The 22,947-nt window shown below is 33.2% G+C and carries 31 protein-coding genes; 1 reads left to right on the forward strand and 30 read right to left on the reverse strand.

Translation table 11 applies throughout. The annotated features are described in order from the left end of the window. Positions 1–208: 208 nt before the first annotated feature. From IRZ78_RS06835 to IRZ78_RS06980, 30 genes are all read right to left on the reverse strand, one after another. Complete coding sequence (locus IRZ78_RS06835; RefSeq protein WP_194615813.1) at positions 209–1,333, reverse strand: lactonase family protein; 1,125 nt, start codon at positions 1,331–1,333, stop codon at positions 209–211. A 92-nt stretch (positions 1,334–1,425) separates the two neighbouring features. Next, a complete protein-coding gene (locus IRZ78_RS06840) occupies positions 1,426–2,523 on the reverse strand; it encodes an MBL fold metallo-hydrolase (protein ID WP_194615814.1) in 1,098 nt (365 codons plus the stop codon). An 8-nt stretch (positions 2,524–2,531) separates the two neighbouring features. Then, the gene (locus tag IRZ78_RS06845) at positions 2,532–2,957 is read right to left on the reverse strand and encodes a DUF1801 domain-containing protein (protein ID WP_194615815.1); all 426 of its coding nucleotides are present in this window, start codon (positions 2,955–2,957) and stop codon (positions 2,532–2,534) included. A 5-nt stretch (positions 2,958–2,962) separates the two neighbouring features. Further along, positions 2,963–4,009, reverse strand: a complete 1,047-nt coding sequence (locus IRZ78_RS06850) for a serine hydrolase domain-containing protein (protein ID WP_194615816.1) — start codon at positions 4,007–4,009, stop codon at positions 2,963–2,965. Between the two features lie 119 nt (positions 4,010–4,128). Continuing rightward, positions 4,129–4,497 (reverse strand): nuclear transport factor 2 family protein, encoded by a 369-nt coding sequence (locus IRZ78_RS06855; protein WP_194615817.1) that lies wholly within the window; start codon positions 4,495–4,497, stop codon positions 4,129–4,131. Positions 4,498–4,567: 70 nt separating this feature from the next. Next, a complete protein-coding gene (locus IRZ78_RS06860) occupies positions 4,568–5,173 on the reverse strand; it encodes a hypothetical protein (protein ID WP_194615818.1) in 606 nt (201 codons plus the stop codon). A 16-nt stretch (positions 5,174–5,189) separates the two neighbouring features. Beyond that, the gene (locus IRZ78_RS06865; RefSeq protein ID WP_194615819.1) at positions 5,190–5,888 is read right to left on the reverse strand and encodes a hypothetical protein; all 699 of its coding nucleotides are present in this window, start codon (positions 5,886–5,888) and stop codon (positions 5,190–5,192) included. Between the two features lie 16 nt (positions 5,889–5,904). Then, positions 5,905–6,585, reverse strand: coding sequence for an amino acid racemase (locus IRZ78_RS06870; RefSeq protein WP_194615820.1), 681 nt, complete (start codon positions 6,583–6,585; stop codon positions 5,905–5,907). Between the two features lie 9 nt (positions 6,586–6,594). After that, positions 6,595–6,810 carry an ArsR family transcriptional regulator gene (locus tag IRZ78_RS06875; protein WP_194615821.1) on the reverse strand — a complete coding sequence of 72 codons (216 nt, stop codon included), beginning with the start codon at positions 6,808–6,810 and terminating at the stop codon, positions 6,595–6,597. A gap of 16 nt (positions 6,811–6,826) precedes the next feature. Further along, complete coding sequence (locus IRZ78_RS06880) at positions 6,827–7,243, reverse strand: hypothetical protein (RefSeq protein WP_194615822.1); 417 nt, start codon at positions 7,241–7,243, stop codon at positions 6,827–6,829. A 67-nt stretch (positions 7,244–7,310) separates the two neighbouring features. Next, positions 7,311–8,225 (reverse strand): response regulator transcription factor, encoded by a 915-nt coding sequence (locus IRZ78_RS06885; protein ID WP_194615823.1) that lies wholly within the window; start codon positions 8,223–8,225, stop codon positions 7,311–7,313. Positions 8,226–8,237: 12 nt separating this feature from the next. Then, the gene (locus IRZ78_RS06890; protein ID WP_194615824.1) at positions 8,238–9,134 is read right to left on the reverse strand and encodes an NmrA family NAD(P)-binding protein; all 897 of its coding nucleotides are present in this window, start codon (positions 9,132–9,134) and stop codon (positions 8,238–8,240) included. Positions 9,135–9,237: 103 nt separating this feature from the next. After that, complete coding sequence (locus IRZ78_RS06895; RefSeq protein WP_194615825.1) at positions 9,238–9,723, reverse strand: SRPBCC domain-containing protein; 486 nt, start codon at positions 9,721–9,723, stop codon at positions 9,238–9,240. A gap of 313 nt (positions 9,724–10,036) precedes the next feature. Continuing rightward, positions 10,037–10,243, reverse strand: a complete 207-nt coding sequence (locus tag IRZ78_RS06900; RefSeq protein ID WP_173971866.1) for a helix-turn-helix transcriptional regulator — start codon at positions 10,241–10,243, stop codon at positions 10,037–10,039. Between the two features lie 3 nt (positions 10,244–10,246). Next, positions 10,247–10,786 (reverse strand): DUF2975 domain-containing protein, encoded by a 540-nt coding sequence (locus tag IRZ78_RS06905; RefSeq protein ID WP_194615826.1) that lies wholly within the window; start codon positions 10,784–10,786, stop codon positions 10,247–10,249. Positions 10,787–11,480: 694 nt separating this feature from the next. Further along, the gene (locus IRZ78_RS06910; protein ID WP_194615827.1) at positions 11,481–12,107 is read right to left on the reverse strand and encodes a hypothetical protein; all 627 of its coding nucleotides are present in this window, start codon (positions 12,105–12,107) and stop codon (positions 11,481–11,483) included. 13 nt (positions 12,108–12,120) lie between these two features. Then, entirely contained in the window at positions 12,121–12,906 is a 786-nt protein-coding gene (locus IRZ78_RS06915) for a hypothetical protein (protein WP_194615828.1), read from the reverse strand. A gap of 176 nt (positions 12,907–13,082) precedes the next feature. Further along, positions 13,083–13,502, reverse strand: coding sequence for a hypothetical protein (locus IRZ78_RS06920; protein WP_194615829.1), 420 nt, complete (start codon positions 13,500–13,502; stop codon positions 13,083–13,085). Positions 13,503–13,650: 148 nt separating this feature from the next. Then, entirely contained in the window at positions 13,651–14,061 is a 411-nt protein-coding gene (locus IRZ78_RS06925) for a hypothetical protein (RefSeq protein ID WP_194615830.1), read from the reverse strand. Between the two features lie 6 nt (positions 14,062–14,067). Then, positions 14,068–14,571, reverse strand: a complete 504-nt coding sequence (locus tag IRZ78_RS06930) for a hypothetical protein (RefSeq protein WP_194615831.1) — start codon at positions 14,569–14,571, stop codon at positions 14,068–14,070. Between the two features lie 54 nt (positions 14,572–14,625). Continuing rightward, the gene (locus IRZ78_RS06935; protein WP_194615832.1) at positions 14,626–15,057 is read right to left on the reverse strand and encodes a GNAT family N-acetyltransferase; all 432 of its coding nucleotides are present in this window, start codon (positions 15,055–15,057) and stop codon (positions 14,626–14,628) included. A 33-nt stretch (positions 15,058–15,090) separates the two neighbouring features. Then, positions 15,091–15,993 (reverse strand): PhzF family isomerase, encoded by a 903-nt coding sequence (locus IRZ78_RS06940; RefSeq protein WP_228520394.1) that lies wholly within the window; start codon positions 15,991–15,993, stop codon positions 15,091–15,093. Between the two features lie 22 nt (positions 15,994–16,015). Next, the gene (locus IRZ78_RS06945) at positions 16,016–16,672 is read right to left on the reverse strand and encodes a DUF2306 domain-containing protein (protein ID WP_194615833.1); all 657 of its coding nucleotides are present in this window, start codon (positions 16,670–16,672) and stop codon (positions 16,016–16,018) included. A gap of 39 nt (positions 16,673–16,711) precedes the next feature. After that, complete coding sequence (locus tag IRZ78_RS06950) at positions 16,712–17,266, reverse strand: hypothetical protein (protein WP_194615834.1); 555 nt, start codon at positions 17,264–17,266, stop codon at positions 16,712–16,714. A gap of 44 nt (positions 17,267–17,310) precedes the next feature. Next, the gene (locus IRZ78_RS06955; RefSeq protein WP_194615835.1) at positions 17,311–17,700 is read right to left on the reverse strand and encodes a DUF1801 domain-containing protein; all 390 of its coding nucleotides are present in this window, start codon (positions 17,698–17,700) and stop codon (positions 17,311–17,313) included. Positions 17,701–17,859: 159 nt separating this feature from the next. Beyond that, positions 17,860–18,504, reverse strand: a complete 645-nt coding sequence (locus IRZ78_RS06960; protein ID WP_194615836.1) for a suppressor of fused domain protein — start codon at positions 18,502–18,504, stop codon at positions 17,860–17,862. Between the two features lie 119 nt (positions 18,505–18,623). Next, positions 18,624–19,535, reverse strand: a complete 912-nt coding sequence (locus tag IRZ78_RS06965) for an arginase family protein (RefSeq protein ID WP_194615837.1) — start codon at positions 19,533–19,535, stop codon at positions 18,624–18,626. Positions 19,536–19,626: 91 nt separating this feature from the next. Beyond that, positions 19,627–20,376: a DUF2314 domain-containing protein gene (locus IRZ78_RS06970; RefSeq protein ID WP_194615838.1), complete on the reverse strand. Its 750-nt coding sequence runs from the start codon at positions 20,374–20,376 to the stop codon at positions 19,627–19,629. A 181-nt stretch (positions 20,377–20,557) separates the two neighbouring features. Beyond that, on the reverse strand, positions 20,558–21,067 hold the full coding sequence (locus tag IRZ78_RS06975) for a TPM domain-containing protein (protein WP_194615839.1): 510 nt from the start codon (positions 21,065–21,067) through the stop codon (positions 20,558–20,560). A gap of 228 nt (positions 21,068–21,295) precedes the next feature. Beyond that, positions 21,296–21,652 carry a helix-turn-helix domain-containing protein gene (locus tag IRZ78_RS06980; RefSeq protein ID WP_194615840.1) on the reverse strand — a complete coding sequence of 119 codons (357 nt, stop codon included), beginning with the start codon at positions 21,650–21,652 and terminating at the stop codon, positions 21,296–21,298. 111 nt (positions 21,653–21,763) lie between these two features. Between IRZ78_RS06980 and IRZ78_RS06985 the strand changes: the two genes are divergently transcribed. Then, a complete protein-coding gene (locus IRZ78_RS06985) occupies positions 21,764–22,903 on the forward strand; it encodes an MFS transporter (protein WP_194615841.1) in 1,140 nt (379 codons plus the stop codon). The last annotated feature ends 44 nt before the right edge of the window (positions 22,904–22,947 follow it).

Raw genomic sequence — 22,947 nt, forward strand, 5'->3', positions numbered from 1 at the left:
TCCCGAGGCTTCGAGTGGAAATCCTTTTGTGGCGTGGTTCGCCACAAAAGATTGAAAAGAATTGCTTCGCCAGTTCGCACTTTCAGGCTCGGGTGCGGGATTAGCTCCTAAAAAAAAGATTTTCTTTTATTAGAGAAACCGAAACTACAAAAAAATAAAAAACCTGTGCAAACCAGTTCAATCCGTAAAATCCGCGGGCAATTACAAGCTAAATTCTCTTAATCTGAATACAAGAAACATTCTCCATTTTAACTTCTTTTCCCACTTTTTTAAGCAATCCTGTTATTTGATTTCTTTTAAATACCACTACGTTACCGGAAGTGACATTTGTGGCAATCAAAAACTTTCCAGTTTCATCAAGGGCAAAAACTCGTGGATGATTTCCTAAAGTCGATTGATAACCAACGTTTTTCAAAAGTCCGTTTTCATCAATAGAAAAAATGGCAATGTTGTTTTCTTTGCCTCGGTTTGTAGCGTAAAGAAATTTTCCGTCTGGTGAAATATGAATGTCTGAGCTTTCAAAACCAGATGTTATGGTGTCCGGATGAGTATTGATGCGTTGGATTTGTTTTAACGTTCCATCTTGATATTGATAAACACTAATAGATCCTGCCATTTCTTCAATACAATAACCAAATTTTTGGTTCGGATGAAAAGTAAAATGTCTTGGACCAGCTTCTAAATCTGTTTTTGTAAAAGGAATTTTTGTTTCTGTTAATGGTTGTTTTTGGGTTGCATCAAAAAGGTAACAGCGAATTTTATCGGCACCTAAATCGGGCAGGAATAAATAATCATTTTGAGGCGAAAATACAGCCGAATGAACATGAGATTTGGTTTGTCGCTCTTTATTGATACTTCCGTCAGTATATTGAAAATTCTGTGCAATCGAATCTATTTTTCCGTTTTCTAATATCGGGTGAACCGAAACACTTCCTTCTGTATAGTTGGCATTTGCCAGCCATTTTCCGCTTTTATGAATCGAGAGGTAAACAGGATTTTCACCGCCACTGGATTGTTTGTTTAAAAAAGTCAGGGTTTTGTTCTCAGGATTAAACTCAAAACTGCTTACACTTCCTGCATTTGGCGTTTTGGTATCGGTGCAGGCATAAAGGTATTTTCCGTTTGGCGACAAAGTCAAATACGACGGATTGATAATGTTTTTTGCTGAAGTTATTTTGTGGAGTTTTCCTTTTATAGTGTCTAATTGATACACCTGAATAGATTCTGCGGTAAGATCCCGATTATAACTTCCTAAAAAGACGTAAGTGTTTTGGGAGAAGCTATTTAAGGTAATGAGAAAAGCAATTGCTAAAAGGTATATTTTTTGGTTCATGTTTTTTTACAAGGTTTGTTTTGTTTCAGGTTTCAGGTTTTCACTGAATAGTCACAGTTTTCAATCTACAATCAGCAATCTACAATCAAAAATTACCTGATCCCTTTCCACCATTGTTGAAATTCTTGATTTTCGTTTCTGAGTTCAACTAGTTCCCCGATTTTTGGTGTAATTAACGGAATTGGATTTTCTGAAACTGCATTCAATTCGGTTACTTTTATCAAAGGTTCATCCCAGGAATGGAGAGACAAAGGAAATTTTGAGTTATGAACCGGAAATACTCTTTTCGCTTTTATCTCTTTCATGGCTTTTATAACATCTTCAGGTAGATTGTGAATGTATTTCCACGCTGGATTATATTGGCCATTATCGAGAAGTGCGATATCAAAAGGGCCAAATTTGTTACCAATTTCAGCATAATGCGTATCGTAACCGCTGTCGCCGCCCAGATACATTTTAAAATTGTTGGCTTCTAATACAAATGATGTCCAGAGTGTATTACAGCGATCAATACTTCTGCCTGAAAAATGTCGGGATGGAGTAGTGTAAAGTGTCAGATTCTGGTCGAGTTCTACTTTCTCATTCCAGTCTTTTTCGATGATATTTTCTTTGGAAAATTTCCAAAATTCAAGATGTGAACCAACTCCAAGTGCACAAACTACTTTTTTTATTTTAGGTTGCAGCGCCTTGATTGTTGCATAATCAAGATGATCGTAATGGTCGTGTGTGATCAATAAATAATCAATTTCCGGAATATCATTAGCGGTATAAATATCTGTTCCTTTAAACGCTTTTGTAGTTCCGTAAATAGGAGAGGCGTTGCCGCTAAAAACAGGATCAATAAGGAATCGTTTTCCTTCAAGCTGAATGTAATAGGAGGAATGCCCAAACCAAACCAAAACATCCTGATCGATAGAAAGTTCGTGTAGATTTGTTTTTACAGACGGAATACTATCTGTTGGGATTTTACGGTCTACTTTTTTAAATAAAAACTCATAGAATACTTTAGAGAAGCTATATCCCTCTGCGAGTTCAGGAGTAAAATGGATGTTTTCGAATTTTCCGTTTTTATAGTTGGGAGATTTTTGTAGTAAAGCTAATCTTTCTCCTGATGGTTTTTTACCATATCTGGGATGCTGTGAAACAAAAATAAGAATGGCAAACAAAAGAATTATTAAGGTAAGGATCATGGTGGTATTTAATTTGAGGGATATAATTTTTTTAAATTTTCTAAAGAAAGTGAAATCATATTTTTAAGAACTTCAACATCGATATCGGCTAATTTTTTAATATAAATACAACCTTTTGAAGCTTTATGTTTTCCTAGTTTAGAAAGCAATTCGTCTTTATCGTCCGGCGAAGTATAAACATAAAGAGAAATGGCTGCTTTTCTTGGAGAAAACCCCACAAGAGGCGCATCGCCTTCGTGACCGCTGGCATATTTATAATGATAACTACCAAAACCAATAATACTTGGGCCCCACATTTTGGGCTCAAAATGAGTCACTTCCTGCATTATTTTAATAAGTTCAAAAGCGTCATTTTTCTTGGTTTCGTCTTCAACAAAAGCATTTATAAAATCAAGAATACTTTCGTTGGTTTCGGTAGTTTTATTCTTTGCCATTGTATTTATTTTTTATTGAGCAAATTGCTTTTCAGCAGAATATTTTTGATTTTTATTTCATTAACATAAAATAAATCACGATTTTGATTCATTTGGTTTTCTAAAATAATTAAACTTACATCACTGTCAGGAAAATATAAATTTACAGAAGAAAAACCATCACCCAAGCCTGTGTGACCCACATATTTGACAGGTTCTTTATCAACAATTCTAAAGCCGTATCCGTAACCTATTTTTTCTGGTCCGAAGAAACTATTTTGAGCCTTTATATTGTACTTAAACAGTAATTGATAACTTTCTGGTTGCAGCAATTTTCCTTTATGAAGATTTTCGTTCCAGATGGCTAGATCACCTGCGGTTGAAACAATTCCGTTAGAAGAAGTACTTTCTATAGTAATCATCGTTTTTGATACTAATTTAAAAGCGTTATTGTTGTTGACATATCCGGAAACTAATTTTTTGATTGGAGCTGCAGAAAGACAAAGTGTATGTGTCATTTTTAGCTCTTTAAAAAAGGAATTTGCTACTTCATAATAGCTTTTTTTAGTAACCGATTCAATTATTTTTCCCAGTAAACTATAGCCTAAATCGCCATATTTAAAGTCACTTCCGGGTTTAAACGCCAGTGGTTTTTTCAAATCAACTATTCCGTGCGTATGATTTAAGAGTTGGTGAACCGTAACAGAATCTGCCCAGGTTTGGTTTAATTGCGGTAAATATTTCTTGATAGGTACCTGCAAGTCAATTCGGCCTTGTTCTACTTCTTTTAAGATTAAAACAGCCGTGATTTGTCTTGTATTTGACATTATTTCAAATTGACTGTCTGATTTTAAATATTTTCTGGTTTCAAAATTGGTAAAACCATATACTTTATTGTAAACTGTTTTTCCGTTCTTAGAAATCAGTACAACGCCATTAAATATTGGATTGCTAACGCTTATCAAACTATCAATTTGAGACGCATAATTGTTTTTTTTCTGAGCAAATAAAAAACTGCTGGAAAATAAAAGAATAGAGGATAATATAAAGGTAATTCGAAGATTGGAAGTCATTTTTTATTTTTTATTTCAAGTTTCAGGTTTCAGTCTTAGTCTCAGTTTTCAGTCAGTCTCAGTGAACACTCAGTTTTCAGTTCCGGTTGTAAACTGTTTACTGCGACTGCGACTAAGAACTAGAACATTCCATTTTTATTAATTGTTTCTTTTGGTACAGGTTGTCCTAAATCCCAGAATTCGACGATTTTATCTGCTTTGAATTTAAGAATATGAACAACTGCAAAACCGGGTTCTGCAGGAGTTTGTTTTAAATGCGAATGTACGGCGACGAGATTTCCGTCTTCAAGAATATGATGAATTTTAAAAACTTTATTCGGATTTGTTCTTGTAGATTCTTCCATTGCCAGCATCAATGTATCGGCATCACCTTTAAAATAAGCATTATGATGTTTAAATTTATCACCAACATACAAACGAAATGCTTCGTGAGAATGCCCGTTTGCAGCGAGTTTTAAAAAGTCCTGGGCTATTTCTTTCTTAGTCATGATTTTAAAATTTAAAAAGCTAACTAAGTTATAAAATAAGAATTTAAGAAAATCAAAAAGAGATTACTTTTTATTCTAAACGTTTAAATTCATACACGCCATTATAACTTTGGCCAGCCCAAAAAAGAAATAATAATGCACCTGTATTATCCAGGGCTTCGTTTATAATTAAATTATTGTTTTTAGAAAGCGTAATACGTCTTTTATTGTTATTGCATCCGCCAAATAGATAGGGAATTCCGTTGCATTTCATGTATTTGTTGTCGAGATAAAACATACCGTCTTTTTTAAGCTCGCCTTTTATTTGCTGTTTTTTTATGCTGATATTGTTTTTAAACAATTCAATGCTCAATTCTGTATCATTAAGAATATTTAACTGAATGTGGTATGTATTCTGACCATTTAAAATTGAATCGCGGTCATCAAACTTTAAAATTTCATTTGTGGTGTAATTATAAGAGTTGATGACATTTTTAGAAAGATCAAAATCTGAATTTGCATTCTTTTTGTCGAATTTCTTTATAGGGAAGAAACTGTATTTTCCGTTAAATGAATTTAGTTCACTTTCGTTTATTTTAGTGTAGTCGTTTTTAAAATCTGTATTAGAAAAAGAAGCACAGTTTATTAATAAAACCGCAAGTAATAGAAGCAACAATAGTCTTGAAATCTTTTTCATATCCGATTTTGTGGTATTAAATGATAGTTAATGAGTTAGATTTTAGATAACGATTTTCATTAATGAGTTTTTTTGCTTCGGGACTAATCCAGAAATTTGGGCGATATAGTTTTGTATTGCTTTGCAATTTTGCTTTACTAGATAATGCTTTTATGTTTTTTATTAAATCATTAAATAACAAGGTATTGTTGAACTGATTGGTATCAACAACAGAATTGAATTTATCCGTAGAAAAACTTACCACTTTAGGATAAGTGAGTTCTAAGCCTATTGTACCTTCAGTATTCATATAAGCAATGCTTAAACTTTCTTTATCCTTAGAAAAGGTAAGATAAAAAGGACTGATATCAATTACAGGTTCTATTGGATCGACCAATTTAAAGGAATCAGAAAGAGTTCCTTTTTTGTCTGTAATTTCTTTAAAGCCAATTTTATTGATATCGTCGGTAATTGATAACCTTATTTTATCCTCGTAAAACCAATGTTCTTTTCGATCATATTCTTTGTTACCAATTATGATTTTATTATAAAAATCTTTGTAACCATCAAAGACATAAGATTTATCCGTTGCGGTATAATCTATGGCAACCCTTGTGTTTGTAATAACAAAGTAGAATTTAAGTTCACTGAAAATTGATTCAAATTGGTCAGGTGTAAGGATAAAATTAAATTTATTCCAGCCTTTTCCTGCGCCAAGTCCGCCAAAATAGCTCATAGATAATAGTTTATGTTTAAGCAAGCATAAAGCTTACAATGGCATCAGAATGTATTTTTGTGGTATCAAAAACAGGAACAGAAAAATCAGATTGGTCTATTAATAACGGAATTTCGGTACAGCCTAAAATAATCCCTTCGGCGCCACGACCGATCAGTTGGTTTGCAATTTTGATATAGTTTTCTTTCGATTCCGGATTTATAATTCCTTTACCGAGTTCTTGTTTTAAAACCTGTTGTATATAATTTCGACTTTCCTGACTTTCCGGAATTAGCACATTTAATCCAAAACTTTTTAGACGGTCTTTATAAAAATCCATTTCCATAGAAAATGAAGTTCCTAGTAGGCCAACAGTCGTGATTTTTTCTTGTGTTATCGCTTTTGCAGTTTCAGTACCAATATGAATTAAGGGTACGTCAATTTCTTTTTCGATTTTGTCTGCATGCATATGGGCTGTATTGGCACATAGTACAATGGCATCAACGCCGCTTTTTTGCAAACTTAGACATGCATTCAATACCAGTTCGTATGAGTTTGGCCAGGTTTTTTCCTGAATGTCACCAAAGTTCAGAGAATAAATCAAACATTCTGCAAATTGCAGTCCGCCCAGTTTTTTATTAACGCCTTCGTTTATGAATTTATAATAATCTATTGTAGAAACCCAACTGGTTCCGCCTACGAGCCCAACTTTTTTCATTGTTTTTATTTATAAATCTTCAGACTTGATTTGTGAAATATCAATGCCTAATTTTTCAAATTCTTTTTGTCCAAGATCTGTAATATAATAGTTTTTATCCATGGCTTTGTTTTTTGCAATCCAGCCTTTTTCAGCAAAATTCTCTACAAGTAACTGCCCCAATTTTCCGCCAATATGTTCGTAACACATTTTAGCCGGTTTTCTTAAAACTGATTTCTCGCTCATTTTGAAAAATTTAAAGTTAAGCTTTTTTTGAAACGACTAATTTTCTAGCCAGATAAGCCATTGGTAAATATGCAAATGCAAGATCTATAATGTTATACCAAACTGGCGAAGGCAATGTACAGACATTGATGATACCTCCTAACAAAAAGAAAGCTCCAATTACCAAAGCCAATTCTGTTTTGCGACTGGCGGCAATTAAAGCTGTTGTTGCTGCACCGGCAAAAGTGCCTATGGCATGTGCAAGGAAAGGGAAAATAAAATGTTTAGGTTCAAATAAATGCATCGTCGCTTTTAATCCTTCCATAGTGGTAACATTTGTACCGTTTGGAGGTGGTATAACTGAACCACTCATTAAAATAATAGCCATATTGACAATGCTTCCAACAAAAAGGCCAATAATGACGGCCAAAGTATTCCTGAAAATCGGATTCATAATTTCAATTTTAGTATCACGAATTTATGAAAATTATGAACGCTATTTTTACGAAAACACTTTTTAACTAATTAAAGGAGTGTCTGAATTCTAAAGGAGATACATTTGTTTTGGTTTTAAACAATTTACTGAAAGATTGCTGATGCTCAAAACCCAATTCAAAAGCAATTTCGCTTATAGACAAGTTAGTTGTCGAAAGTTTTTCTTTGGCTTTTTCGATCAGTTTATCGTGTATGTGTTGTTGCGTGCTTTGACCAGTAAGTGATTTTAGCAATCCGCTTAGATAATTGGGGGTAATGTTTAGAGCATCTGCAATATATTGTACAGTTGGCAAACCTTTTTTAGCCATAGATTCACTGGCAAAATAATCGTCGAGCAAGTTCTCTAAACGAGCCAGAATTTGATGATTGCTTATTTTACGGGTTATAAATTGTCGGTTATAAAAACGCTCTGCATAAGTAAGCAATAATTCGATTTGTGCAATAATAACATCCTGACTGAATTTATCAATATTCGACTGATATTCCTGCTGGATATTTTTTATAATACCAATAATCATCTTTTCTTCTTTATCAGAAAGGTGCAAAGCTTCATGAACCGAATACCCAAAATACTCGTATTGCTTGACTTTTTTTGCCAGGGGCGTATTCCATAAAAAATCAGGATGGACCAATAATGACCATCCTGTATGTTGCAGCTCGGCATTTCCTTCTATAGAAAATACCTGACCTGGCGCAATAAACAACAAAACACCTTCTTTAAAATCATATTCCTGCTGACCATAACGCATCGTTGCATTAGCATGGCGTTTTAATGCAATTGAGTAAAAATCAAGCATCAAACTTTTGGGTTCCTCTTCATTTAGATGTTTGATATCCTCAAAATTATAAACGCTCACTAACGGATGTTCAGGCTTGGGCAAATCCCTAAACTCATGAAATTCGCTAATACTTTTTATTCGGTGTGGTTGCTGATTTGCCATAATCTAAGGTACTTATTTCTGGTTATAAATAGCAGCAAATTCTTTGGCATAATTGGCTAGTTTTGTTTTTCCCATTTCTGCCGGTTTGTTTTTATTGTAATCTTCACCAAGTAAACCGTTGTAAAGTCCGGCGTACATTTCGACCAAACCTTCGGCAATTTTAGGCTGGATTCCCACGTTTACCAAACCGTTTAGTGTTTCTTCATCGCTGATTAAAACCCATTTTAAATCCGGTTTTCCTATCGCTTCACCTAAAATACGAACTGTTTCATCGCCCGTAAGTTCTTCACTTACCACATAACGAACTTTTTTTCCGTCAAGCGGAGTTGTAATTTCCTTAGCAATTGCGGTGGCAATATCATTTGGAGAAACCCACGGAATCATTCTGTCAGCGCCATAATTGGCTGCAATAATACCTTGCGATTTAATCACCGGAATATAAGCCAGCAGATTATAAAAGAAAGAAGTTGGACGCATAAAGGTAATCGAAACATCGTGAAGCTTTTTCAAAACCGTTTCTATCTCATTATAACGCTGAATAATCCCTGAATTTTGCTCTAAGTGCGCGCCAATACTACTTAAAAACACGACACGTTTTACACCCGATTTCTGAATAGCTTCGGCATAATTATTCCCAATTGTACGGGTAAAAGCGTCCAAATCAAGATTAGGATCAAAATAATTCGCACGCGGAATCATACAATAAACCGCATCTGCGCCTGTAAAAGCTTTGGTTAAAAAAGTTACATCATCAACAGAACCAGTGGCTGCCAAAGCCCCAAGAGTTTCAATTTCGGCCTGCTTTTCAGTACTGCTGCTAATTACCGTAACCTCATGTCCTTTTTGCACTAACTCCTGAGTCAGTGGCTTGCTGATGTTCCCTAACGAACCTGTAATTGTAATTTTCATTTGTATCTATTTTTATAGTACAAAGTTGCGCAACATGCATCAGGCAGATTTAGCCAAAACTATTTTTGTTGTAGTCTAAAAATGGGAATCAAAAAGCTTAAAATTATTTTTCAGACAATTTTTTCTCATTTTCTGTCTGTGGTTTTCCATTTGCATTTGGTTCGCCTTTTCCGGTTGTAATGAGCTTTTTTAAACTGTTCTGAATGTAGTTTGTCCAGGCATCACGGCAAATTTGGAAACATTCGTATTCTGAGGTTAAACCAAAATGCGTAAAAAGGAGTTCCGTTTTACCGTCTTTTTCAGCAATCTCAAAAGTAGGTTTCGTGCCTGTCCATTCCGTTTTGTCTTGGGTGAATTTAAAATAGTTTTCTTCGACCAGCCAAACGACTTTCTGATTCTCGATGACCTCGATCAGTTTTATTTTACAGCGATGAACATCCTCATAATGATAATCGAATACATCGTTAAGCTGAGCCGTATTGCCTTCAATTTCTTCAGACCACCAACCCCGAACATTGGTAACGGCATCAAAAACTTCCTGAGGAGATTGGTCTACTTTTATAGTTGAGGTAAAATCTGTTGCACTCATTTTATTTGATTTTAGAAATTAGCATAACAAATTTAATCTTTAATAATCAATATTTTAGGGATTAAAAAAGACAGTTTTAAGGGGTATATAAGACGAATTATTCTACAGATTCATAAACAAAAACAGTAAAGAAGCCGCCCTTTGGTTTAAAACTATAGTTGTTAAATTCCTTATATGGAAAAATGTCATCAAACCTTTTGGTCTTATACTATCTTCGGGTTAACTCAATATAAACGTTTTTAGTATCAAGATAAAAACAATAAAGAGAACTTAAAGTTCTCTTTGATGCGAAATTCGAATAAAACTAATTCAATTATTCAGGAATAAATTCTAAAATGTCTCCCGGCTGGCATTCTAAAACTTTGCAAATTGCTTCGAGTGTACTAAACCGAACCGCTTTTGCTTTACCTGTTTTTAATATCGAAAGATTCGAAAGCGTCAGGTCGACTTTTTCCGAAAGCTCATTCAATGACATTTTTCGTTTTGCCATCATAACATCTAAATTTACTATAATTGGCATAATTTATATGGTTAATTCGCTTTCCTTTTGCAGTTCAATTCCTTTTGCAAAAAGTTGTGAGATGAAATATAAAATGCCGGCAAAAAATAAAAAGGCATCTCCAAGTCCTATATGTTGCATTAAATTTGGAAGCTGGATTCCCATGGTGGTAAATTTTTCCGAATACGAAACGGTTACGTTACTCAAAAGCCCCACAATAAGTGAAAAACCACTCATTTTTTGAATCAGTTTTCCAATTTTTTCATGAAACGGACTAACAAAATTAATTTTCAGAAAAATTTGAATTACTGCATAAAATATTAGCGCTTCAAAAATGGTAATTGCGGTAAGGCAGAAAACCATAATCGAGTAATCGATTTGATCATAAGTTTTTAATGCTGACAAATCTAAACCTAAAGGCAGATTTTTTGCCCCAACTTCATTAATAAACATACTAACCCCGTATGAGGCTAGAAGCGAACCTGCTTTTACGCAAAGTCCGATAAAAGCAATCCATGACACGATGTTCAGGAGCTTTAAAATGTAAGCTGATTTTGTTGACATAATGTTTTGATTTAAAAAGATATAGCGCAAAGATATATGAATTTATTGTTTATCGATAAATATTTATTTTTTATTAGTTAAAATTTGCTTTTATTTAATAATAAGCAGACAGATAAAGTATTTACAATAACCATTTGTCCCGCTGTCTGCTATATCTTTTCTGCCGAACAACGGCAAAAAAGGATATCACTCCCATCTGGGCTAAAGTAGAGGTTTAAGTTTTTATAAGAAATGAAGGTTAGGGTTTATAACCTAAATGTTCTAAACCTTTCGGGTTTGTGACTATAAACTTAGTCAAAGTTTTAAACCAAGAGTGTAAGGAACTTTTGTGAAAGCCCAATTTTAAAGTGTTATGCGCATTTAATTCCTATCTTCAAACATAGCCCGTGGTTTCAACCATGGGAACACAATACGAGGCGTGATAATATTACACCCCTTGGTTGAAACCACGGGCAATGTCTGACAAGTTTACACAATCTTGTCTTTTCGAGCGAAGGGAAAAATCGCACATATAAAAGACAATGATTAACCTCTTCTTTGCGGAGTTTCTTGAACGTGCTAAACCCGACAGGTTTTCAAAACCTGTCGGGTTTGCCAGGAAATTCGTTAAGCCACTTTTACGATTTTATTTCAAAACAAAAAGGAATAAAATCCGTTTAATATGTGGGCTATCTTAACCCCATTTCATAAAAAATCAGGAATATTTTCTGTGGATGATATAAACAATTAAAAAATAAATAAAGAAAACCCAAAATACAAACCAGCCATAGCGCTGCGTGTTTACAATATTCTCGTAATAAGGTGTCTTTATCTTAAAATAAGACTTTGTAACGTTTTTTAAATTTTGAGCAAGAATCACATAGTTGGTCACTTCGAGTGAAGTGATAACAATGTTTTTAGCATCATAAATTTCTATTACGATCTTTTTTCCTTTGTATATATCATATAATCTGTAATTGTGGGAACCTTTTATATTATAATCCTGATCGTAAACTTTGCAGACATCATCAAAAATAATATCGCGGGAAGAATTTAAGAACGGATATGAGATGTTTAACCCGGTATTGGTTAGCGTAACTTTCTTTAATGTAAAAATCATATAAACACTTAAAAAAGCAAATAATGCAATCAAGCCGGCAAATACCCAAACAAAAGTATTTTCGATATTAACGGCAGTAAAATATTTTGGATTAAAAGTATAATAAGTAATAGTTGCAGAAAGCAGGAAAGTAAAAATACCCAAGCCAAGTAAAAGTAAATTAGGATTACCTACAATTGTTGTGGTGTCTTCTATTTCCGTTTCTTTGTAGTTTTTGGTCATTATTAGTACTTTATTACTCAATCCGTTTTACCATGTTATTAAGGTCATTAACAACAAGTTTGAAAATGATTTTATTATCCGGGAAAAACTTTTGCATATCATTTCTTAAATCTACAAAAGGCTGTGAAGCTATTACATCATCTTTAACCGATTCGTTGCACGAAATAGATATTTCGTAGTTATTATTGATCTTTTCCAGATAAACATACTTTGTTATGGCGTCGTCAAAAAAAGTTGTTTTTTGAAAAACTTCGGCGATTTTATCGACTTCATTTTCATTGATATTGTTTTGATACGCAATTTCATGTTTCATTGCGCCATATGTTTTTGTTGATTCTGTAAGTCTTCCGTTGGCAGTTTCGGTTAAAAAATAAGCACTAAAAACAGCACCAAGAAGAATTGATATCCCGATTATCGAAATTACGATTGTGCGCCCCCAGTTAAAATGTTCGCCACCATTTTCGATATGTTCATTGATTTGTTTTTCCTGATATAGTTTGGTATAATAAGCTGCAATACTCATATAAATAAGAGGAAAAACAATATTAGGAATCTTATCACTAATATTTTCAGGAATAAAAAAGATTAAAGCAAAGATACAAAGTGTCGCCAGTATTGTTATAATCCATGTTTTTTTTGCTTTCTCAGAATCGCCAAAAACTTTAAAATTTTCTGCCATAAAATATCCGGCAACTAACGGACCTCCTAAAAAAGTTCCAACACGAATTGCTTTTTCAGTATAAATTTTTTCTGTTGGGACTTCTTCAAAAACTGATTTTTCAAGTATTGTTTCTTCCATAAAATATTTTTAGGTAAAGGTTTTTCTTTTCAACGAAAATACAAATTAAAACCAAAATAGAAATTAGATAGTATGATACTAAAAAAGGAATTGATAAAATAAAAAATCTGCTTTCATATGTATTGCTGAAAGTAGATTTTTTTAAAAACTGTATCTTCGTTTTGATTTAGAGTAGTTTAAAACTCCGCAGAATTTATTCGGGCATATTCGTAGGTGTAACAATCGTAACATTCATCTTTTAAGTATAATTTATCACCCTTAATTTCAAAAGATTGCAGTTTAGGAATATCGTTTGCTATTAGATTATTCTGAACCGCTATCATTTTTTTGGTACCGCCAAAAATGGATTTTTTTGTTTGATAAGAAAAAGTCTGAGTATTAGTTAAAGTTTCATTGTTATACGTTTTTAGGATATTATCACCAAACTCGATTGTAATTTGCTGTTCAGGTTTTGGCAAAGACATGGCATTAATTCCACCGGAAATATTCCTTAGGCTCCATTTTCCTTTCAACTGAGTTTGAGATGAATTGTTTTTATCATCATTATTGCAAGAACAAAGTAAGACAATTGCGATTAAGAAAAATAATTTTTTCATAGTTATAGATTTTTACATTGGTTTAGTAAAAAGATGTAGAAAGCTTTAAAAGGTTGCGTATTGTCTTTTTAATTTCTTAAAAGTTTATGTTTTATTAATATTGGAGAGTAAAAATTCAGATAAAATAAAGTGTGTAAATCCAGACTAATTATTGCATTGCAAAAATAATTACATCGCTAAATTTTTCTATTTCTTCGATGACAAACAAGCTGTCATTAAAATAATCCATATCAAAATCGTCATCGCCCCAAATCTCAAATCTTTTACGGCAAGTTTCTAATGTTGCTTTATCAAAAGTATTTTCATTCCAATCCAGTTGCTGTTCTTCTGCAATCTCGAGAGCTTCTTCATTTACATATTCTTCTTCAGAAAATGCAATGTACAATTGATATTGATCATCAAATAGAATATTGATTTGGTTGTCTTCTAATACAATTTCCGGTTTGTTTGTTATTATTGGTCTGTCGTAAAAAGTTTTCAGATTGTTTTTTAAAACAGTCAAACTGGCATCTGAAGTTGGTGTGATAAATGCTAAATAAGAGTAGAAAGTATTAGCCATTATTTTTTAAAGATTTTTTTCGATTATTAAAGGTTTGGATTCTTTTGTGTAATAAGAAAATATCTCGTTAACTTCATTTTCGTTCAATAGATTAAATTCTCTTTGAGCTCGTACTTTGTTCTCATCCATCATAGAACGTGTCAAAATCAATTTGAAAACTTCTGATTTCTTTTCTACATTAATTTCCGGGTTTTTAGAAATGAATGTTTCATAAGCATGCATCATATTTTCCCAAACTCTAATTTCGCTATCGGGATTTTGATCTCTTTTAAAATTGGTAATTGTATCTTCTAATGATATTGGATAAATGTCTGAAAAAGCAGCTTGTATTTTTGTTATTCTTTTGATTTGTTCCTCACTTAAGTCATCATGGACGATTGGTCCCGGAATTATTTTGTTAGGATCTAATGTTTGAAATTGTTGGTTTTTTTGAGCTTTTTTATAAGAAAGAAAAATAGAAACTAATATAAGCAGTAAACCCGCAAGAAGAATTATGGTATTTATTTTCATTTTTTGGTTGGTTAATTAATAAGTCGATTCATATGTTTTTGAAAATTAGCTATTTTAATTACTACTTTCCAACAACTCGAATAAAATATAACCCCCATGTTCTGATGGTCCTCTTTCTTTTTCGACAAAGCCTTTTTGTCTATAAAATGCAACGGCTTTTGTATTTTGCTCTAAACATTTTAAGGTAATTGGCAAAAGTGTTTCCTGAATTGCAGCATTTAATAATAAGGTTCCAACTCCTTTACCCTGATAATTTTGATCGACGTAAAAGTGATGAATAAATTTATTAGGCATCCAGATTGAAATAAACCCAACAGGAATTTCCTCGTGAATAGCAACCAAAACCAATTCTCCTTTTATATGCTTTTCAAAATCATCTAATTTAAATTCTGAAGGATCAAGCCAGGAAAAAGTATGCTGTCTTTCTTTTAAAAACAGTTTTCTTAAAACACTAAAATCGGTATTTTTAATTTCTCGTATTATCATAATAGTTTTTTATCTCACTTAACTATTGTTCTACTAGATTTCTATTTCGGCTCTAAAGACAACTACAGCGTCGCCTTTTATCTGAATCAATTTTGGTTTGTTTTCTTCGATTACGACTTTAACTTTTATTACACCAAGTCGATCTATTTTTTCACCCTGCTTTCCGTTAAATTCAAATACATTATTTTTAAAATCAATAATATTGTTTTGTACCAAATAACCTCCAAGTGGTCCGTTTGCATTTCCGGTTACAGGATCTTCATTTATGCCAATTGCGGGCGCAAACATTCTGCCATAAGTCAAAATATTAGGATCATTTGAATCTAAAGTAAAAACAAAATACCCATTGCAATTTATTTCTTTGCTTAGTTGGGCTAAATCATTATAACTGGGAGATAAAGTGTTGAGTTTCTCGCGACTTTTTATACCCACCATTACTTTAGAATGTCCTGTAGAGGCAATTTGAATGGGGCATCTTTCATCAAGATCTGATTTTTGTAATCCTAATGCCGTTATCATTTTTTGGGTTATAGCTGCATCAAAAATATCGCCGAGTTCAAAATTTCCCTGAGTCATTAAAATTTGGTAATCTCCATTTTCTTTGATAACCTCAAACGGAAGAATACCAATTTTTGTTTTAAACCTTAAAATGCAGGAATCCAGTTTTTCTTCGATTGCTTTTGCATACATTGCCGCAATTGTAGCGTGTCCGCAAATAGGCACCTCGGTATTTGGGGTAAAATAACGAATTACGCCATCGCAATCGTCGCTGTCTGCTTCGAATAGAAATGCAGTTTCTGAGTTGTTTAATTCTCTTGCAATCTGTTGCATTTCGTAATCATTTAGTTCGTCGGCGTTTACAACAACTCCAGCGGGGTTTCCTTTGAATTTTTCTTTTGTGAAAGAATCAATTTGATATGTTAATAGTTTTTTCATTATTGTTTTTTGCAATGTTTTTTTATTCTAGTTTAATCTGTGCTTGCTGTTGTTTGTTTAGCTTTTTTATCCAGTAAATAATATAAAATCCGCCTATTGTTCCGGGAACAAACCAACCATAAAAACTAGAAAAAAAATTGTTTACCACAACAAAAGCTGTTGTTGCCGAAATATAGCCGCCAATCATTTTTCCGAGATGTAATTTTAGCCAGACCTTATTTAGTTTATTAGTATTTTTATAAAGTATTAAATCTCTGGTAGAGAAAATTAATCCCACGATTCCCAAAACAGTTAAAACAATGTTTAATTTTTGATGAACAATGGGATTATAGAAAATCATTAAAATCGCGGTAAATATCATAACTAACGAAATTATTTTGTCTGTTTTAAGACTGATGTTTTTATTTTTGAATCGTAAAGCTCTATAACCTGTTACGATAAAATAGGAACTGAAAATCCCGATAGCGAATAAAAACGGACTTTCGTGTTGGGGCAGTGAAGCTATAATTAAAGCGGTCAAAGCTGATAAAAGCATGCAATAGTAAAAAAGCTTTCCTGATTTTTTATGTGTCTTTTTTCCCTTTTTACCGATCAATGAAATAAAACCCGAAAGTAACGCAACACCGCCAAATAAGGCGTGAGAATAAATCAAGATTTGGATTATTTGTTCTTTATTCATTTATAAATTTTATGCCTAAAAATGGCATGTAAGTACTGTTTATTTGCTTACCAGTAGTTTTGTTTCGAGTATGATAGGAAAATTCCAGTATCCTCTTTTTATTTTAATTTCGGCAAAGTTGTACATACTGATTTCTTTAAAGTCGTAGTTGTGTATGTTGATTTCCTTTTTTGTGCCTTCAATCTGAACTAAAATACTGTTAGGCGATCTTTTATGACTTTCATGTTTTTCGAGAATAGGAGAAACGACAACATATTCTGTGTTAGTTGACAGATATTCGTTGGCAAGAAAAAAAGTAGCGCATGAAATTGTACCATAAACGATAAGAATTAAAGCAAAATAATTTCCTGATTTAAAATTTTTCCCTTCGTAGTTTTTCTGATATTTATAAAACAAAAGTCCAAATAAAACACCGGCAATTAAGTAGATATAAAGTAAAAACTCAAATTTTACAATTACAAAGTTATGATAATGCCTGATGACATATATAAAACTGGCGAGACACAGTATAATTGAAATTACTTTTACAATAAATGCAACGGTGTCTTTTTTTGAGTTTTTTTCGGGGATGCTTTTTTTATTTCTTCGGCTCATAAATAATAGAATGCTTTTTGACTTTATGATGAGGTATAAATTTATTATTTTAATCGTATTAAAATTCCTTTTCTCTTGATTAAATTTTTATAATCCCATTGTATTTTCTCTGCTTTTTTGAGCCAGCGTTCGAGATCGTCTTTGTTGATTTGGTCAGCGACAGTATAACGCGATTCTGCGGCTTTAAAAGAACCTTCGTTGACTAGTTTTTCTTCATCAAAGGATTGACCACTCCAGAAAAGTAAACGTACGGAATTTTTTAGTTTGCTGTAACCTGCAATTGGGTTTCCGTCAAGAAACCAAACGGGATGAGCATGCCAGATTTTATTTTCGGCATTGGGCAGGTTTTGAGTGATTATTGTGGCTAACTGATCACAGATTTCCTTATCTATAGGAGTTTGTGAATTATTATATTCTTGTATATCTGCATTCATAATAATTCACTTCTTGGGTTGGTAACTAGTTGATTGTATTTGTTTTGATGTTTAATTTTAAACTAAGCTAAAATAATCTTTTTATGGCAATAATTGATCCGCCGCGGCGGAAACGCCCAAATAAAAATCCGACTTACTTTTATAAATCCGATTTTGGAATTATTTTCTGGTGAGATCTGTAATCAGCAAAGGATTGTTTTCTTTGAGTTTGTTGACCAGTTGCTCGGCAGTTTCGGGATTGTCTTTTAAATGCTCGTATTCGGCAGAGGTGATTCCTACGATTTGTAGGAACGAAAGTTCGCCATGAGGGGTTTGTTTTTTTTCAATTTCGGGATCGGCTACAATCAATAAAGCAGTGATATTGGTATGGGTGTCCAGTCGAATTGGTCCGTTTGCCGGCATATAATGAAATTCTTCGAACCAGTTGCCGCTGTCGAACACATATCTGGCAATGTTTTGAAGCATCACGATGGCCCAGCTTGGGTTTCCGTTGTCTGGTTCAAAAGGTTTTAGTCGAAAGGTAAGTTCGAATCCCCATTTGCTAAATTCATCCTCGAGTTTTTCTTCGTTATAATATAATTCTGAGAATCCGTAGGTTACAAAATGGAGGTGATCTGTTTGCTTTTTGCTTTCGTAAACGCTTATTCCGTCAAGCGGATCTTCGCCGCCCAGCATATAGGGTAGTGGCGGGACATAATGTTTGGGTTCCTGATTGGGGTAAAGACGATCAAACTCCTGATCTATAGATAGCCAGCCAACAGCATCGTCTTCTGAAAATTGTTTTTTGTATTCGTCTAATGTCATGTTTTCTGGTTTAAATATGAGACTCTATCGATATCTTTTGTAGAAAGAAATATTGGCTGGTCTAATTTAAAAAGAAAATTTAGGATTTTATATTTCGTAATGCAGATTTTTTTTGTTTTTTATAAGGCTAATTGCCCGAAATGCGTATTAAAAGTGGTAGTAATATGATGCACAAAATCTCTGGTATATTCTCCTGTTGGATCTAAATCAGGATCGAGAATGGTGATTTCGAGTCCGCTTAATTTTTCGTTTTGAAACAAATAGGAGGTAAGCTCATTAAAGTCTTCATAAGTAAGGCCATCCGGAGTTCTGCTGTCTACGCAGGGCATTATAGTATCGTTTAAAACATCGACATCGATATGCAGCCAGAAACCATCGAGATTTTTGTCTTTGACTTCTTTTAGAAAGGTTTGAATGGAATTTGAGATGCCTTCTTTACGCAATTCCTGAAGACTCAGGTAAGTTGCAGAAGAATTCCTGATTTCATTTTCGTACTCGTCATCGTATTCGCGATTGCCTACGCACCAAAGATTTTCTTGTTTTATATAAGGCGATAAGTTAAGAATATCGGTGAGTTTTTTATGTCCGTTTCCGGTTACTATTGAGGCCGCCATGCCGCCGACTCCGCCGGTTTCAGACAAGGAAGTATCCATAAAATCAGTATGACCATCGAGATAAAATAAGCCGTAATTGCCTTTTTGTTTTAATGCAATTGCTGATCCTACTAATATACTGCAATCGCCGCCCAGGATGAAGGGAAATTTATTTTGCGAAAGTAAATTATTGATTAAATAAGCTTGTTCGCGCGCATAATCGACCAATGCGTTTGCATTGAGAATATTAGTTTCGATTTCTCTAACGTTTGTATATGGTGGCGGATCGAGCCTTAGAATATCTCTGTGAGTAATGGCTTTATGCAAATTGTATTTCCAGAACCAGTTAGGCAGATTTTTCACGCCTGGTTCTTTTCCGGGTTGAGGTTCTTTTAAACCTAAATTTGATGGAAATTCAACAATGCATACTTCTTTCATGGCTTTATTATTTAGGGATAAAGTTATTAAAATATGCTCTGGATTTGAAATAAAAAATCCGATCTGTTTTTACAAATCGGATTTAATAATGTTATTTCAAAATTGGGATTATATGTTCCCATTTGAGTTGTTCTGCAAAATCTAGAGCAGTTTTATTGTTATGCGTTTTGGCATTTAGATCTGCTCCGGAATCTATTAGTACTTTTACCGTTGTACTGTTTCCTGCAATTGCTTCGCGGTGTAAAAAAGTATATCCTAGTTCGTCCTGAGCGGTAAGTTCGTTTGGGTTTGTTTTTATAAATTCAAAAAGACTTTCCTGCATGTTTTGACTCATGGGATGTTCTGTCAGGTTTTCTGGTTTTTCTTTTTGTTCGTAAGCAATCAGAATATCATTGTAATCTCCAAAATTTAATCCCCAGGCCGCATCGTGTTCTTCTCTTTCGGTTTCGTCCATTTCTGATCGCATGGCTTGTATCGTGAAACCTCCGTACGTTTTATCCTGAGTGACAAATAACCAGTCGCTTATTTGATTGGCCGGAATCTCTACATATTCGCCATTGCTAACATTTGTTAACTCGTTAGGATCGTTGACTAAGATGCCTTTTATTTTTTCGCCATCAAAATTAATCTCATTGATCCACATATGTTCTACAACAGTATCATTATTTATTTCCTGGGTAAAAGCTAGTTTTACACAAGCAACATCAAGTGCCGGAACGATTCGGCGATATTCCCATGATAATTCTCTCCAGAAATACTTAAAAGTTTCCTGAGCTTTTTTGAATGCGTCAATCATTTTTGGACTTTCTCCGTCTGCAAAAAATATTGGTGTATTTTCCATTACTGCTATTTTAGAATAATTATTTCTTATTAGGTAAATATAATTTTTTTGTGAGAAAGGAAAAAAGGTACTGGTTGATTTTATGAATGTTTTATGGAGTTCAGGTTTTTTTATTAGGGTAAAAACAAAAAAATCCGACTTGTAACAACAAATCGGATTTTACAAAAACTTATATTTAATTCTATTCCAGTTTTTTTACTATTTGTGTAAGAGCATTTTCTAAACCTTTATAAAAATCTCCTTTTTTAAATTCGGGGATTGCAAAATTGTTTATGATATTTTTAGTTTCTTCTTCAGTTAGTTTATTAAGTCCCTTATTGCTACTTTGAATCTGAATTTGTCGCAGTTCTTTGCTCAATACAATTAATATTGCGGGATTTAATTTCAAATTATCTGATAAATATTTTTGTAAATGATATGCATATTCCGGAACACTCGCATACGGTTTTACAGAAGAAATTGTGACAACAATAATTTTATGACCTGATTTTTTTTCAGATGATTTTAAAGTTGTGTTTAAAGTCGTGATTTGATTTGAAGTTAATATTTTTTCGAAATCGTTTAGGTGACTATATGATTTTGAAAAAGTATTTTCGGTTGTTAAGTTTTGAGGAATTCCTTTTCCCGATTGGCCAAAAAAGGTGCTGGGCAAAAGAATAAAAATTGACACTAAAAGTAATATTTTTTTCATCTGAAGATAAATTTGGGTGGTGCAAAAATATCACTTTATTATCATAAATCCGCTTTTGTTTTATATCGAAAGGTTACTATTTTACTTGTTTTTTTAAGATAATATAAAGTGAAAATTATGAGTCAAAAACGTGACAGTTAAGGCATGAAAAAAAAACAACTTACTTTCTTGAATCGGATTTTTTAAATTGAAAATTATATGTGGCCATAGATGTGCAGCGGTGTGTCTTTAAATTATTGGCGGATATTCTATTCCTTCTTCTTTGATAAGTTCGTATCCATATTTCATTATCACTTCAATTACCGGAATCGCTTTTTTTCCCTTTACGGTAATATTGTATTCGACCTTTGGCGGTACTGTAGGATAAGCAGTTCTGGTAATTAAACCTTTGTTCTCCAGTTCCTTTAATTGGCTGGTTAGCATTTTGTCTGTAATATGAGGAATATCTTTTTTTAGTTCGCTAAATCGTAAAACACTGTTTTGTAGTCTCCACAATATGGGCATTTTCCATGTGCCTCCAATATGTGCCAGTGCAAATTCTATTGGAGTATAATAAAGTTTTCTGTCGTGAAAAAAATCAGGCATTTTTATAAATGGTTAAAAATCAATTAACTTTCAAAAAGGTAAGTGTATTACATAATTGTAAGTAATGGATAAGTTGATTATTACTGATGCAAATTTGCAAAAAATAAATTTATGAAACGTATACATTATCTACTGGCTTTGGGAACATTTGGAATTGGAACAACGGAATTTGGAGTAATTGGAATTTTGCCTCAAATAGCTTCTGCTTTTGCTATCACGATCGAAAAAGCAGGACAGCTTTTAAGCTTATTTGCCTTAATAGTGGCTATATCCGGTCCTTTTATAATGCTTTTGATATCGTCATTGAATAAAAAAATATTAATGCTATTTGTATTGGCCATTTTTGGTCTTTCAAATATTATTGCTGTGTTTGCTACTAGTTTTAATATGCTTTTGACTGCCAGATTATTACCGGCTTTTTTACATCCTGTTTTTTGGTCTATAGCGCTTTCGACTGCCGCGAATAATTTGCCCAGCGAACAATCTTCAAAAGGAGTCGCTATTGTTTTTGGCGGATTTACGGTGTCTAGTGTCATCGGCATTCCATTAGCAACTTTAATGGCTTCATTGTTTAATTGGCAATCATCTTTTGTGTTGTGTGCCATTATTAATATAATATCTTTTCTGGGCATATTGTTCTTTTTGCCTTCAATAAAAACTCCGGAAAAGCAAACTATATCATCGCAAACCAAAATTTTGAAAAAGCCTGCTCTATGGATAAGTTTTATTTTGTCATTTTTGATAATTGCGGCCATGTTTTCTACTTATAGTTTTATGGCGGTTTTTTTTAATAAGGTTACTAAAATGAATGGAGTACAAATCAGTTGGATGCTTTTAATCTTTGGTTTAACTGGGGTTGCAGGTAATTGGCTCGCAGGTTTTATGTTAAGTAAAAGTATTTTAAATACTGCTTTTGTTTTTATTATTGCTTTAGCAGTTATTCATTTGCTTTTGTATTTCTATGGTCTGTATTATATACCTATGTTAGTATTAATATCAATTTGGGGCTTTGTACATACGGCAGGTTTCTTAATCGGAAATATTAATCTTACTTCATCAGCTTCAGAATCTCCCGAATTTGTAAACAGTATTTTTACGACTTGTGGTAATGCCGCAGTAAGTTGCGGAACAATACTGGGCGGATATTTTATCTCTTGTTTTTCTGTTCAAAATGTCATTTGGTCTAGTGTTAGCTTACTTGTATTAGCATTACTGGTGTGGATTATGAAAAGGTTTGGCAATTTTGAATAGATAAAAAAAATCCGACTTGCTTTCGCAAATCGGATTTTTTAAAT

This window comes from Flavobacterium sp. CSZ, assembly GCF_015350725.1.
Lineage (GTDB): Bacteria > Bacteroidota > Bacteroidia > Flavobacteriales > Flavobacteriaceae > Flavobacterium.